General features: G+C 70.1%; 13 protein-coding genes. All 13 read right to left on the reverse strand.

What is annotated here, in order from left to right; translation table 11 throughout:
• Positions 1–24: 24 nt before the first annotated feature.
• Positions 25–1,044 (reverse strand): LacI family DNA-binding transcriptional regulator, encoded by a 1,020-nt coding sequence (locus ACYUD3_RS06205; RefSeq protein WP_470964872.1) that lies wholly within the window; start codon positions 1,042–1,044, stop codon positions 25–27.
• Positions 1,037–1,666, reverse strand: coding sequence for an HAD family hydrolase (locus tag ACYUD3_RS06210; protein WP_470964875.1), 630 nt, complete (start codon positions 1,664–1,666; stop codon positions 1,037–1,039). The genes ACYUD3_RS06205 and ACYUD3_RS06210 overlap by 8 nt, the downstream gene beginning before the upstream one ends.
• A gap of 19 nt (positions 1,667–1,685) precedes the next feature.
• A complete protein-coding gene (locus tag ACYUD3_RS06215) occupies positions 1,686–2,387 on the reverse strand; it encodes a response regulator (protein ID WP_470964878.1) in 702 nt (233 codons plus the stop codon).
• Complete coding sequence (gene kdpC / locus ACYUD3_RS06220; protein ID WP_470964881.1) at positions 2,387–3,019, reverse strand: potassium-transporting ATPase subunit KdpC; 633 nt, start codon at positions 3,017–3,019, stop codon at positions 2,387–2,389. The genes ACYUD3_RS06215 and kdpC overlap by 1 nt, the downstream gene beginning before the upstream one ends.
• Before the next feature lie 5 nt (positions 3,020–3,024).
• On the reverse strand, positions 3,025–5,112 hold the full coding sequence (gene kdpB, locus ACYUD3_RS06225; protein WP_470964884.1) for a potassium-transporting ATPase subunit KdpB: 2,088 nt from the start codon (positions 5,110–5,112) through the stop codon (positions 3,025–3,027).
• On the reverse strand, positions 5,109–6,773 hold the full coding sequence (gene kdpA, locus ACYUD3_RS06230; RefSeq protein WP_470964887.1) for a potassium-transporting ATPase subunit KdpA: 1,665 nt from the start codon (positions 6,771–6,773) through the stop codon (positions 5,109–5,111). Before kdpA ends, kdpB begins: the two co-directional genes overlap by 4 nt.
• A gap of 6 nt (positions 6,774–6,779) precedes the next feature.
• Complete coding sequence (gene kdpF, locus ACYUD3_RS06235; RefSeq protein WP_069759860.1) at positions 6,780–6,869, reverse strand: K(+)-transporting ATPase subunit F; 90 nt, start codon at positions 6,867–6,869, stop codon at positions 6,780–6,782.
• A gap of 495 nt (positions 6,870–7,364) precedes the next feature.
• Positions 7,365–8,150 (reverse strand): inositol monophosphatase family protein, encoded by a 786-nt coding sequence (locus ACYUD3_RS06240; protein WP_470964891.1) that lies wholly within the window; start codon positions 8,148–8,150, stop codon positions 7,365–7,367.
• Complete coding sequence (locus ACYUD3_RS06245; RefSeq protein WP_470964894.1) at positions 8,143–8,799, reverse strand: glycerophosphodiester phosphodiesterase; 657 nt, start codon at positions 8,797–8,799, stop codon at positions 8,143–8,145. The genes ACYUD3_RS06240 and ACYUD3_RS06245 overlap by 8 nt, the downstream gene beginning before the upstream one ends.
• Positions 8,796–9,854, reverse strand: coding sequence for an ABC transporter ATP-binding protein (locus tag ACYUD3_RS06250; protein ID WP_470964896.1), 1,059 nt, complete (start codon positions 9,852–9,854; stop codon positions 8,796–8,798). The genes ACYUD3_RS06245 and ACYUD3_RS06250 overlap by 4 nt, the downstream gene beginning before the upstream one ends.
• Positions 9,851–10,657: an ABC transporter permease gene (locus tag ACYUD3_RS06255; protein WP_470964899.1), complete on the reverse strand. Its 807-nt coding sequence runs from the start codon at positions 10,655–10,657 to the stop codon at positions 9,851–9,853. Before ACYUD3_RS06255 ends, ACYUD3_RS06250 begins: the two co-directional genes overlap by 4 nt.
• Entirely contained in the window at positions 10,654–11,652 is a 999-nt protein-coding gene (locus tag ACYUD3_RS06260) for an ABC transporter permease (RefSeq protein WP_470964903.1), read from the reverse strand. The genes ACYUD3_RS06255 and ACYUD3_RS06260 overlap by 4 nt, the downstream gene beginning before the upstream one ends.
• Positions 11,649–12,818 carry an extracellular solute-binding protein gene (locus ACYUD3_RS06265; protein ID WP_470964906.1) on the reverse strand — a complete coding sequence of 390 codons (1,170 nt, stop codon included), beginning with the start codon at positions 12,816–12,818 and terminating at the stop codon, positions 11,649–11,651. The genes ACYUD3_RS06260 and ACYUD3_RS06265 overlap by 4 nt, the downstream gene beginning before the upstream one ends.
• Between the last annotated feature and the right edge of the window lie 587 nt (positions 12,819–13,405).

Below are 13,405 nucleotides of genomic sequence, written 5' to 3' on the forward strand. Positions count from 1 at the left end.
GCGAACGCTGCCGGTCCACCGGCCTCAGCGCGCCGGCGTCGGCGCCGCCGCCGTCCGCCCCACCACCAGCGCCCCCGGCAGCGCCTGGTGGTGCGCGGGCGGCTGCTCCCCGTCCAGGAGCTGGACCAGCGCGTCGACCGCCCGCGCCCCGATCAGCTCGATCGGCTGGCGCCAGTGGGTCAGCCCGATCAAGGGGGTCCGGTACTCCCCGATCGCGTCGTACCCGGTCACGGACAGCCGCCCGGGGACGTCGACGCCCCGCATCTGGAGCTGCTCCAGGAGCGCCACCGCGTGCCGGTCGCTGGGTGCCATCACGGCCGTGATGCCGGGCCGGCGCAGCACCTCCGCCGCCCACATCCCGGCCGTCTCCCGGTGCGCCCCCGGTATCTCCAGCACCCGCGCCCCGCGCTGGCGCAGGCGTCTGGACATGGCCTCGGTGCGCGGGCCCATGGTCACCGAATCGCTGAACGGGACGGTGATCACGGCGACTTCGCGGTGGCCGAGGTCGCAGAGGTGGTCGGCGAGGGCGGCGCCGCCCTGTTCCTCGTCGCAGTAGACGCTGGTGATGCTGGGGTGGGTCTCGGGGCGGCCCGCGACGACGGTGGGCAGCCGGGCGGCGAACGGGACGATGCGTTCGCTGGGCAGCAGCCCGCTGCACACGATGAGCGCCTCCACCCGGAGCATCGCCAGGGTCTCCAACGCCCGGTACTCGTCGTCGACTTCGAACTTCCCGGAGCCGGTCGCGGTGACCACCCGGTAGCCGTGGAAGGCGGCGCGCTCCTGCATCGCGGTGAGGAGGTGGCCGTAGAACGGGGTCGCGGCGTCGCGGACGAACGCGCCGACCGTGTACGTCCGCCGGGCGACCATCGCGCGCGCGGACGCGTTGACGACGTACCCCAGCTCGCGGGCCGCCTCGGCGACCCGCCGCCGGGTGTCCTCGCCGACGCTGCCGCGCCCCGAAATCACCCTGGAGACAACGGACTTGGAGACCCCGGCGCGTTCCGCCACGTCTATGATCGTCGGGTTCTTGGGCCGCTCAGCCATCGAGCACGCCTTCGCGCGCGAGCAGCGCGGCGGCCTCCTCGGCGCCGGTCCACACGTGCGCGCGCCAGCCGTGCGCCCGCGCGGCCTCGACGTTCACGGGGCGGTCGTCGAAGAAGACGACGTCCTGCGGGGCCCGGCCCAGCCGCTCCCCCGCGCCGCGGTAGATCTCCGGGTCCGGTTTCATCAGGCCGAGGTCGCTGGAGAAGACCAGCGTCTCGAACCGCCGGCTCCACTCCGCCCGGCGCACGGCCGCCGCGAGCGAGCCCGGCGCGTTCGACAGGACGCCCAACGGGGTTCCCTGGGCGGTGAGTTGGTTGAGCAGAGCGGTCGCCTCGGCGGTGATGCCGGACCAGCCCTCGGTGTCTATACGGTCGAGCCGCTCGACCCACTCGGCGTCCAGCGGGCGCCCGAGGGCGGCGCCGATCCGGGACCAGTACCCGTCGGGGGCGCCGCCGAGGTCGTAGGCGTCCCTGAACTCCCAGTAGGGGGCCGCGAGTTCGGGTTCGGGGAGGTCCAGGGCCGCCGCCAGGGCGGTCAGGGCGCGGCCGGAGGGGGCCAGGACGCCGCCGAGGTCCCAGACGACTATGGGGGGCGGGGGAGGGAATTCTTGGGAACGTTCCACATGCGTGATGATAACGGCCTCACCGGGCGGTGCCGTCGGAATCCCCCCTCTCGAACCGGTACCCCATGCCCGGCTCGGTGATCAGATGGCGCGGATGCGCCGGGTCGGCCTCCAGCTTCCGCCGCAGCTGGGCCATGTACACCCGCAGGTAGTTGCTCTTGCTGGTCTGCGTCACCCCCCACACCTCCTGGAGCAGCTGCTTCTGTGTGACGAGCCGCCCCGGCCGGGTGACGAGGATCTCCAGCAGATGCCACTCGGTGGGCGTGAGCCGCACGTCGTGGCCGTCGCGCACGGCTTTCTTCGCGAGGAGGTCGAGGCGGAAGCCGTCGGTCTCGACCAGGCGGGTCTCCGGCTCCGGCTCCTCGGTGCGCCGGACCGCCGCCCGCAGCCGGGCGAGGAGCTCGTCCATGCTGAACGGCTTGGTGATGTAGTCGTCGGCGCCCGCGTCGAGCGCGGCGACCTTCTCCTGCGAGGCCTGCCGGGCGGAGATCACCATGATCGGCGTCCGCGTCCAGGTGCGCAGCGCGCGGATGACGTCGACGCCGTCCATGTCGGGCAGCCCGAGGTCGAGCAGGACGACGTCCGGGCGGCGCAGGGTGGCGAGCCGCAGGGCGGCGGCGCCGTCGGGGGCGGCGTCGACGCCGTAGCGGCGGGCCTGGAGGTTGAGCACGAGGGCCCGTACGAGCTGGGGGTCGTCCTCGACGACCAGCACCCTGGTCATCAGCCCGCCTTGACGAGGGTCCTGAGCGCGGCGTTGAGTTCGAGGACGTTGACGCGCGGCTCACCGATGAAGCCGAGCGTACGGCCCTGCGTGTGCTCCCCGACCAGCTTCTCCACCGCGCTCACCGAGAGGCCGTTCTCCAACGCGACCCGGTGGACCTGGAGTCGGGCGTACGCCGTGGAGATGTCGGGGTCGAGTCCTGAGCCGGAGGACGTCACCGCGTCGGCGGGGACCTGGGACGGCTGGACGGTGTAGCCCGGCACCGAGTTGTCCTTGACCACCTTCGCCTTGGCGTCCTCGATCTGCTTGACCAGAGTCTTGCTGTCGGCGGAGAGGTTCGTCGCGCCCGAAAGCAGCAGCTTGTACTGGGTGTTGACGGTGTTGGTGCCCAGGCCGTTCGCGGGCCGCCCCTGGAAGTAGCCGAGGCTGTAGCCCTGTTGGCCGATGAGCGACGAACCGACCACCCGGCCACCGGACTTGAGCTCCGAGCCGTTGGCCTGGTGGCTGAACGCGGCCTGGGCGATACCGGTCACGACCAGCGGGTAGACGACGCCGGTCACCAGCGTCAGGACGAGCAGGGCGCGCAGTCCCGCGCCCAGCAACCGGGCGCTGTTCACAAAGGAGTTGTTCATGGCCTTCAGCCGATCCCGGGAATCAACGAAATGAGCAGGTCGATGAGTTTGATGCCGATGAACGGCACGATCAGTCCGCCCAGCCCGTACACCGCGAGGTTGCGCCGCAGCAGCCTGTCCGCGCTGACCGGCCGGTAGCGCACGCCCTTCAGCGACAGCGGCACCAGCGCGATGATGACCAGCGCGTTGAAGATGACGGCCGACAGGATCGCGGAGTCGGGCGAGGACAGGTGCATGATGTTGAGCTTGTCCAGGCCCGGGTAGACGGCCGCGAACAGCGCCGGGATGATCGCGAAGTACTTGGCGACGTCGTTGGCGATCGAGAACGTCGTCAACGCGCCCCGGGTGATGAGGAGTTGCTTGCCGATCTCGACGATCTCGATGAGCTTGGTCGGGTCGGAGTCGAGGTCGACCATGTTGCCGGCCTCCTTCGCGGCCGACGTGCCTGTGTTCATCGCGACGCCGACGTCGGCCTGCGCGAGCGCGGGGGCGTCGTTGGTGCCGTCGCCGGTCATCGCGACCAGCTTGCCGCCCGCCTGCTCCCGCTTGATGAGGGCCATCTTGTCCTCGGGGGTGGCCTCGGCGAGGAAGTCGTCGACGCCGGCCTCCTCGGCGATCGCGCGGGCGGTGAGCGGGTTGTCGCCGGTGATCATCACCGTCTTGATGCCCATGCGGCGCAGCTCGTCGAACCGCTCGCGCATACCGTCCTTGACGACGTCCTTGAGGTTGATGACGCCCAACACCCGTGCCCCTCGGGCGTCTTCGACGGCGACGAGCAGCGGGGTGCCGCCCGCCCCCGAGATGGCCTCGGTCAACTCCTTGGCGTCCGGGGCGATGTCGCCACCGCGTTCGTCAACCCACTTGAGGACGGAGGCCGTTGCGCCCTTGCGGATGTGGCGGCCGTCGACGTCGACGCCCGACATCCGGGTCTGCGCGGTGAACCCGATCCACTCCGCGCCCGCCAGCTCCCCTTCGTGCCGCTCCCGCAGCCCGTACCTCTCCTTGGCGAGGACGACGATGGACCGCCCCTCGGGGGTCTCGTCGGCCAGCGACGACAGCTGGGCCGCGTCGGCGACCTCCGCCTCCGTCGTCCCGCGCACGGGCACGAACTCCGCCGCCCGCCGGTTGCCGTAGGTGATGGTCCCGGTCTTGTCGAGCAGCAGCGTCGAGACGTCCCCCGCCGCCTCAACCGCCCTTCCGGACATGGCGAGTACGTTGCGCTGGACCAGCCGGTCCATGCCGGCGATGCCGATCGCGGAGAGCAGCGCGCCGATCGTCGTCGGGATGAGGCAGACAAGCAGCGCGACCAGGACGACCATCGTCAGGTGGGTGCCCGCGTAGGTGGCGAACGGCGGGAGCGTGGCGCAGGCCAGCAGGAAGACGATGGTCAGCGAGGCCAGCAGGATGTTCAGCGCGATCTCGTTGGGCGTCTTCTGCCGGGCCGCGCCCTCGACGAGGCTGATCATCCGGTCGATGAACGTCTCACCGGGCTTCGTCGTGATCTTGATGACGATCCGGTCGGACAGCACCTTCGTCCCGCCCGTGACGGCGCTGCGGTCACCGCCCGACTCCCGGATGACGGGCGCCGACTCACCGGTGATCGCCGACTCGTCGACCGACGCGACGCCCTCGACGACATCGCCGTCACCGGGGATGACATCGCCCGCCACGCAGACGACGAGGTCCCCGATCTTCAGTTCCGTGCCCGGGACTTCGGTGCCGTCGACCTTGCGGGCGACCGTGTCGGTCTTGGCCTTGCGCAGGGTGTCGGCCTGCGCCTTGCCGCGCCCTTCGGCGACCGCCTCGGCGAGGTTGGCGAAGACGACCGTCAGCCACAGCCAGGCGCTGATCGCCCAGCCGAACCAGTCGCCGGGGTTCGTGAAGGAGAACGCGGTGGTCAGCACCGAGCCGATCCACACCACGAACATCACGGGTGACTTGACCATCACCCTCGGATCGAGCTTGCGGCACGCCTCGGGCAGCGACCTCAGCAGCTGCTTGGGGTCGAACAGGCCCGCGCCGACCCGGCTTTGACCGGGGTCCCGCTCGACAGGCAGTTCTTCTTGGGGTTTCGTACGCGTGAGAGTCGTCATGACGCCAGCCCCTCCGCCAGCGGGCCCAGCGCCAGCGCCGGGAAGTAGGTCAGCCCCGTGATGATGAGGATCGCCCCCACCAACAGGCCGGTGAACAAAGGCTTTTCGGTGCGCAGGGTGCCCGCCGTGACCGGCACCGGGCGCTGTTCGGCGAGCGAGCCCGCCAGCGCCAGCACGAACACCATCGGCAGGAACCGCCCGAGGGCCATCGCGAGCGCGGTCGTCGTGTTGTACCAGTCCGTGTTGGCGTTGAGACCGGCGAAAGCGGAGCCGTTGTTGTTGGCGGCCGAGGTGAACGCGTACAGCACTTCCGAGAATCCGTGCGCGCCGGAATTCAGCATGGAGTGCGGCGGGGTCGGCAGTGCCATGGAGGCGGCGGTGAAGACCAGGACGAGCGCCGGGGTGATCAGGATGTAGCAGGCGGCGAGTTTGATCTCCCGGGCGCCGATCTTCTTGCCCAGGTATTCCGGCGTGCGGCCGACCATGAGGCCCGCGATGAACACCGCGATGACCGCCATGATGAGCATTCCGTAGAGCCCGGATCCGGTGCCGCCGGGCGCGATCTCGCCCAGCATCATGCCGAGCATGGTGATCCCGCCGCCGAGCCCCGTGAACGAGGAGTGGAAGGAGTCGACGGCTCCGGTCGAGGTCAGCGTCGTGGAGACGGCGAAGATGGACGATCCGCCGATCCCGAACCTGACCTCCTTGCCCTCCATCGCGCCGCCCGCGAGCTGGAGCGCGGGCCCGTGGTGCGCGAACTCGCTCCACATCATCAGCCCGACGAAACCGACCCAGATCGTCGCCATGGTCGCGAGAATCGCGTACCCCTGCTTGACCGAGCCGACCAGCACCCCGAAAGTCCGCGTCAAGGAGAACGGGATGACCAGCATCAGGAAGATCTCGAAAAGATTGGTGAAGGGAGTCGGGTTCTCGAAGGGATGCGCGGAATTGGCGTTGAAATACCCGCCGCCATTGGTCCCGAACTCCTTGATGGCCTCCTGAGAAGCGACCGCACCCCCGTTCCACTGCTGCGACCCGCCCATGAACTGCCCGACTTCATGAATACCGGAGAAGTTCTGTATCACCCCACAGGCGACGAGCACCACAGCCGCGATCACCGCGCCCGGCACCAGGATGCGGACGACCCCCCGCACCAAGTCCGCCCAGAAGTTCCCGAGTTCACCGGTCCGCGAGCGCGCGAAGCCCCGTACGAGGGCCACCGCGACCGCGATCCCGACGGCCGCCGAGACGAAGTTCTGCACGGCGAGCCCGGCCGTCTGCACGACGTGCCCCATGGCCTGCTCGCCGTAGTACGACTGCCAGTTGGTGTTCGTCACGAACGACACGGCCGTGTTGAACGCCTGCGCCGGCTCGATCGAGGCGAACCCGAGCGACCCCGGCAGCACCCCTTGCAGCCGCTGGAGCAGATACAGGAACAGCACACCGGCGGCGGAGAACGCGAGCACCCCGCGCAGATACGCCGGCCAGCGCATCTCGGTGTCGGGGTCGGCGCCGATCCCCTTGTAGATCCACTTCTCCGCCCGCCAGTGCGAGCGGGAGGAGTAGACACGCGCCATGTAGTCCCCGAACGGGACATACGCGAGCGCCAGCGCCCCTATCAGGGCGAGGAGTTGGAGCACTCCGGCCAGAACAGGTCCCATGAGGTCTCAGAACCTCTCCGGGAAGATCAGGGCGAGGACGAGATAGCCCAGGAGCGCGACGGCCACGATCAGGCCCACGACGTTCTCGACGCTCACAGCTTCGCCACCCCCTTGGCGACGAGAGCCACCAGCGCGAACACCGCGATCGTGGTGACGACGAAGGCCACATCGGCCATCGCGAACTCCTAGCGAGAGTCGAGATCATCCGGCCATCCGGATCTGACCCTCAGAGCAAACCCCCAGGTCGGGCCGGGTTCACCCGCTCTTGACGGCTCCCATACGCCGCCGCGCGCACCTTTGACGGCCCCCTGACGGCCGTGTGACCGCCGCCACCGCCCGCCGCGCGAGCTAGGGCCTGTCCGGCGGATCTTGCCGGTGTCGCGGGCCCTGGCACGCGCTCCCCCAAGCTCTTCGAGCAGGGGGTACCCCCAGGCGTTGTCGTCGGTTGCCGACGTCCCCCAGCCTTCGGCCGGGAGGTGCCCCCACCGCGTCGACGCCCTCCTCCGCCTTGCAGCTGCACGCACCAGACCCCGCTCGCGTGAGCTGGGCAGATACCGTCTATTTCCTCCAGCCTGATCCGCCGGACAGGCCCTAGATCACGCCCGAGGCCGCCCACACCTCGGCCGCCTCGGTCACCGCCCCCGGCGCCGCCAGCAGCAGCGGGGTGTCGTACCCGGGCAGCTCGGGCAGCCCCACCGCGCCCGCCTCCGCCGCGATCAGCAGCGCCGGCAGCCCGTCGATCGGGTGGAACTCGCCGATCCCGGCGGCCGTGGCGCGCCCGGCGGCCACCTGGACGAGGGACAGGGCCGTCGAGCCCATGACGCGGACCGTGCAGTGCCGCGCGGCGAGCGTCGACAGGAGCGTGTCCATGCCGGGCCAGTGCGCGTGCGCGGCCCACTCGGTCAGGAAGACGTGGCCCGTGAGCGTCGTATGCGTCGCGGCCCGGATCGGTACGCCGTTCAGGAACGCGCCGCCGCCCCGCACCGCCGTGAACACCTCGCGCCGCCACGGGTCGGCGACCACGCCGACCAGCGGGCTCCCGTCGGGCGCGGCGAGGCCCAGCGAGAAGGAGCACCAGCCGAGGCCGTGCGCGTAGTTGGTGGTGCCGTCGATGGGGTCGATCAGCCAGTGCGGGGCGTCGGGGAGACCCGGGGTGGCGCCGTACTCCTCGCCGACGATCCCGTACGCCGGGAAGGCCCGCGTCAGCGCCTCGCGTACGACGCGCTCGACCTCCTCGTCCCGGTCGGTGACGATGTCCGCCGGGCTGTCCTTCTCCCGTACGCCCTCCGGCCGGGGCCGCCGGATCAGCTCCGCCGCCGTCTCGGCCAGCTCGGTCGCGAGCTTCAGGGCCGCTCGCAGGTCCACGTCCTCATGCACAGCTCTTCACCACACCTTCCACGTCATTGCTGATGATCGCGCTCACGCCCCACGCCAGCAGCTCGTCCCGCCGCCCGGCGTCGTCGACCGTCCAGCAGCTCACCCGGATGCCCCGGGCCCGCCACACCTCTACCTCGCCCGGGTGAAGGAAGCGGTGCTCGGGGTTGTAGTACTGGGGGCGCACGGCGGTCAGGACGTCCTCGGCGGGCGGCTCGGCGCCGTACCAGCTGAGGAAGAGGGTGATCTGGCTGTCGCGGGCGCGGACGGCGGCCATCGCCTCGGCGGAGCCGCAGAACATGGCACCGGCCTCTTCTTCGGCGAGCAACTGGTGTGCGGCGACGGCGAGTTCGGGGTCACCGGTGTCGAGCACCAACGGCCGTGCGGTGACGGTCAATGCCTCGGCGAGGGTGGGTATCCCCGGTGCGGCCGCCCTGAGTTGACGGAGTGTCAGCTGATCGACGCGTTCGGGGCGGCCCCAGAGCCGGGTGAGGTCGTCGTCGTGGTGCAGGACGAGGACTCCGTCGGCGGTGCGGCGCAGGTCGACCTCGATGGCGCCCGCCCCGGCGGCGTCCGCGAGCCGGATCGCCTCCAGCGTGTTCTCGACGGCACGGCGGGGGTCGCCCCGGTGGGCGATGGCGAGGGCGCTCACGCGGCGGCGTCCTGAGTGGTCTCGTACGACAGCGCGCGGCCGGCGGCGACCGACACCCGCTCGCCCACGCCGGGGACGCCACCCGAGAGGTACGCCCGGAGCGTCCGGTTTTTAATATCGCCCCCCAACTCCAGCACCACCTCGGTGAAATGCCCCCTCGGCAGCACCCGTACGACCACGGCCGGACTCCCGCCCTCGACCCCGATCCGCACCTCCTCCGGCCGGACGCCGACGACCTTGTCCGCCCCCTCGGGCCCCACCAGCTCGGCGCAGCGCAGGAGTTGGCGGCCGTCGGCGTCGCGCAGCACCCCTTGTCCGGCGGTGATGCCGTCGAGCCGGTTGAGACTGCCGACGAACTCGGCGGTGAAGAGGGTGGCCGGGGTGCGGTACAGGTCGTCGGGGGCCGCGTACTGCTCGATGCGTCCGCCGTTCATGACGGCGATGCGGTCGGCGACGGACAGGGCCTCGTCCTGGTCGTGGGTGACGAACAGGGTGGTGATGCCGAGCCGTTGCTGGATGTCGCGGATCTCCTCGCGCACCCGCTCCCGGAGTTTGGCGTCGAGGTTCGACAACGGCTCGTCCAGCAGCAGGAGTTGAGGCTGGAGCGCCAACGCCCTTGCCAGGGCCGTGCGTTGCTGCTCGCCGCCGGAGATGCGGGCCGGGTAGCTGTCGGCGTGGTGGGTGAGCCCGACGAGTTCGAGGGCCTCGGCGACCCGCCGACCGGCCTCCGCCTTGGGGACCTTGTGCATCTTGAGCCCGAAGCCGACGTTCCCGGCGACGGTCATGTGCGGCCACAGGGCGTAGTTCTGGAACACCATGGCGGTGGGCCGCCGTTCGGGCGGTACGGCCGCGTAGTCGGTGCCGCCGATCTCGACCCGGCCGGTGTCGGGGGTCAGAAATCCCGCCGCCATGCGGAGAGTTGTGGTCTTGCCGCAGCCGGAGGGCCCGAGCAGGCAGACCATCTCGCCGGGCGCCACCTCCAGGTCGAGACCGTCGACGACTCGGCGACCGCCGAGCCGTTTGCTGAGTGCGGCCAGCACGAGCCCTGATGTCATCGGAGTTGGAACCCTTCGGCGAGACGGCCGCCCATGATGTGCCGGCGGACGCCGAGCAGCAGGACCACGGTCGGGAGGGAGAGCAGGAGGGAGAAGACGGCGGCGACGCCCTCGGGGTAGTTGGTGACCATGCTGTACATCGCGGTCGGCATGGTCTGGTAGACGGGCGCGCCGACCAGCAGCGTGCCCTGCGCCTCGTCGAAGGCGGAGAGGAACGAGAGGATGACGGCGACGAGGATGCCGGGCCGGGCCAGCGGCAGCGTCACTTTCCAGAAGACCGTCAGCGGCCCCGCGCCCGCGTCCCGGGCGGCCTCCTCCAGACTGCGCGGCACGGCGGCGAACGCGGCGGCCGGCAGCCAGGTCATGTAGACGACCGTGCCCAGGAGTTGGACGACGACGACGCCCCAGAACGTCGTCATCAGGTTCAGCGTGTAGAAGAGCGAGGCCATCGCGACGTACAGCCCGATCTTCGGGAACGCGTTCACCGAGAACAGCGCGACCAGGAAGAAGCGGCGGCCGGGGAAGTCGTACCGGGAGAACGCGTAGGCGGCCGGGAGGCAGATCACGGCGGACAGCAGGGTCGCGACCGGGGCGAAGGTCAGGCTCCAGCGGATCGCCGACACCAGGTCGGGGTTGTCCGCGACCGCCCGCCACCAGCGCAGCGTCCAGTTCTGCGGCAGCAGGTCCGGGTAGTGCCAGGTCCCGGCGAAGGCGTGCGGGAACAGCCACAGCAGCGGGCCGAGCACGAAGAGGGCGAGCGAGCCAACGGCCAGTGTTTTCAAGGTGGTTCGTACGATGCTCATCGGGCCGTCGCCGCCTTCCTGGCCTCGCGGACGTTCGCGCGGACGTAGGCCACGCCGACCAGCGAGGCCAGCGCGAAGACGACGACCGCCATCACCAGCGACTGCTGGGGCTGGTTGTAGGACTGGAAGGTGTTGGCGAGCTGCACGCCGAGCATCGTCGGGGCCGTCGGGCCGACCAGGTAGGGCACGGTGAAGCTGCCGAGGACGGAGATCGTCGTGAACGCGGCCGTGATCACCGCCGGGACGCCGGTCATCGGCAGCATCACCCGCAGTACGACCTGCGCCCGCCCGGCCCCCGCGTCCCGCGCCGCCTCGATCAGCGCCTCCGGTACGGCGGCCATCCCGGAGGACAGCACCAGCACCGCGAACGGCAGGTTCGTCCACACCTGGCCGATGACCACGCCCCACATCGTGTAGCTGAGCCGGGGCGCGTGGCTCCAGCCCAGCGCGTGCGCGAGCGTGGTGAGCGCGCCGTCGCCGGCGTAGAAGGTGAGGATCGCGTAGCTGCCGATCACCGCCGGCAGGAACAGCGGGGTGATCGCGAGCGCGGGGACGACGCGGGCGGTGCGGCCGGTGCTGAGCCGGGCGTGCAGCGCGATCGCGAGGGCGAGGCCGAAGACGGCGAGCACGCTGATCAGCGTGACCTCGACGGTCGTCGTCAGGCTGCGCAGGAACACGTCGCTGGTCAGCACTTCTTGGTACGCGCCGAGCGTGCCCCACCAGTGGTCGGCCGCGTGCTGGTGCTGGCCGATCTCGGCGATGACGGAGTTCAGTCCGCCGAAGTGGCCGAGGGTGTAGAGGACGCCGGAGACGATGGGGATGCCGACGAAGAGGGCGACGAGGAGGAGGGGCGGGAGGGCGAGGAGGGCGCCGGGGGGCGGGAGCCTGCGGCGACGGCGGGTTGGGCCGTCGTAACTCGCCTTGCGGGAAGCCCTGTTCGGGACTCGGTCCTTTCCGGCGCCCCCGTTGCCGTTCGCGTGGTGCGCGACCGTCACTGGCCGGGCACCTTCTGCTGCCACAGGTTGTTCATGTCGTTGCCGGTCTTGCCGGAGTAGCTGGGCCGCAGCTTGGAGACGTCGACGCCGGTGAAGCGGGCGGCGGTTGCGGCGGGCAGCTCGGAGAGCGGGACGACCGGGTAGGCGGCGAGGTTCTTGACGATCGCGTCCTGCTGGGCGGCGTCCAGGAAGAAGTCGGCGAGCTTCAGCGCGGCCTTCTGCTTGCCGCTGCCCTTGGGGATGCCGAGGTAGGAGGCGCCGCCGGTGAAGGTGGGCGAGGAGATCTGGGTGAACTTCACCGAGGAGTCGAGGGTGTGGTTCTGGAGCGCCGAGAGGTACATGTCGGACCAGACCGGGGCGAGGGAGATCTGGCCCTTGCCGAGCAGGTCGAGGACGGCCTGGTTGCCGTTGGGGTAGACCCCCTTGCCGTACACGTCCTTGTTCAGCCCCTTCAGCTCCGCGAACCCGGCGTCCCACTTGGACTCCAGGGAGGCGTCGTAGCCGTCCTGGAAGGTCTTCAGGGTCGTCGCGTCGAGGTGGCGGTCCAGGGTGGTCTGGACGAACGAGCCGCCGGAGCCGCCGGTGGAGGGGCTGTTGTAGGCGAACTTGCCGGGGTTGGCCTTGATCCAGGCGACGAGGTCGTCGTACGTCTTCGGCGGGTTCTTGACCGTCTTGGAGTCGTAGGCGAGGACCACGGACGAACCCCGGTACGGGACCGCCGAGCCCGCCACCGGGCCGAGGAGCGCGGAGTCGACCTTGGCGAGGTTCGGGACGTTCGCCGACGACACCGTTGTCAGCAGGCCGGCGGCGGCCGCGTTCAGGGTGACCGAGGACTCCATGATGTCGTAGCCGGCGTCGCGCTTGGTCTTCGCGGCGGCCTGGAGCTTGGCGAGGGTCGCGGCGTCGGCGGTGCCGTGCGCGGAGTAGACGACCTTCACGGTGTAGCCGGGGTTCGCCTTCTCGAAGGCCGGCACCACGATGTTCTGCCACAGGGTCTGGATGTTCGTGTCACCGCTCACATAAGCGGTCAGGTGATGATCGGACCCGCCGCCCGACGAGGACGACGACGAGCAGGCGGACGCGGTGATCGCGAGCCCTCCGGCGCACAGCAGGGCGACCGCCGTACGCGTGGAACGGGCGGACGCGGTGGATATCCGGTAGGACATGGAGGCTCCGGGCAGTCAAGAGGAAGGGTGCGTTCCGCACGATAGGCACCCGGATCCGCCGCCCACAGGGACTTCCGGATGAACCCGCAGTGACGCCTGGCTGGCTATCTCTTGCCGCATTACGTCCCTTTTGCTCATCACTCAGGGTGACGCGTCCCTCTCGTCAGCCGCCGGCCCGCCTCGCCGCCCGCTCCGGACGCCATCGCGAGCGGCAACTCAGCCGACACCAGGATGTTCCGCCTGCCCGGAAGAAGCGTTCCGGACAGGCACACGGGTACTTTCAGAAGCTCGCGAAAAAGGCCAAGCAGGTCAAAACGGCCATGGAAAACGTACTCACGTTAAAGAGGCGTTCCTTTGCGATAAGAAGCGGCGCTGAATAAGAGGAAAGCGGCACGAGGCAGAGCCGTCGAAAGACGGGGGCCAGCGCGGGCTTGGCGCATACATTACATCCGCATACGCCGACCGCACCCCCCTTCAGGGGATTCACGAGATCCGGTCGGCGATCTACGCGAGTCACCCGGTCCGCACGGCAAATCACATGCGGCATACACCGAACGAGGGCACCTCGAAATGTCCTTTACGGCTGG

The sequence above is a fragment of the Streptomyces sp. AMJ-169 genome (genome assembly GCF_055597585.1).

Coding starts and splice junctions, on each gene's coding strand:
- kdpB (WP_470964884.1), bottom strand. CDS start 5,112: ATGACGACTCTCACGCGTACGAAACCCCAAGAAGAACTGCCTGTCGAG.
- ACYUD3_RS06265 (WP_470964906.1), bottom strand. CDS start 12,818: ATGTCCTACCGGATATCCACCGCGTCCGCCCGTTCCACGCGTACGGCG.
- ACYUD3_RS06205 (WP_470964872.1), bottom strand. CDS start 1,044: ATGGCTGAGCGGCCCAAGAACCCGACGATCATAGACGTGGCGGAACGC.
- ACYUD3_RS06250 (WP_470964896.1), bottom strand. CDS start 9,854: ATGACATCAGGGCTCGTGCTGGCCGCACTCAGCAAACGGCTCGGCGGT.
- kdpC (WP_470964881.1), bottom strand. CDS start 3,019: ATGAACAACTCCTTTGTGAACAGCGCCCGGTTGCTGGGCGCGGGACTG.
- kdpA (WP_470964887.1), bottom strand. CDS start 6,773: ATGGGACCTGTTCTGGCCGGAGTGCTCCAACTCCTCGCCCTGATAGGG.
- ACYUD3_RS06215 (WP_470964878.1), bottom strand. CDS start 2,387: ATGACCAGGGTGCTGGTCGTCGAGGACGACCCCCAGCTCGTACGGGCC.
- ACYUD3_RS06255 (WP_470964899.1), bottom strand. CDS start 10,657: ATGAGCATCGTACGAACCACCTTGAAAACACTGGCCGTTGGCTCGCTC.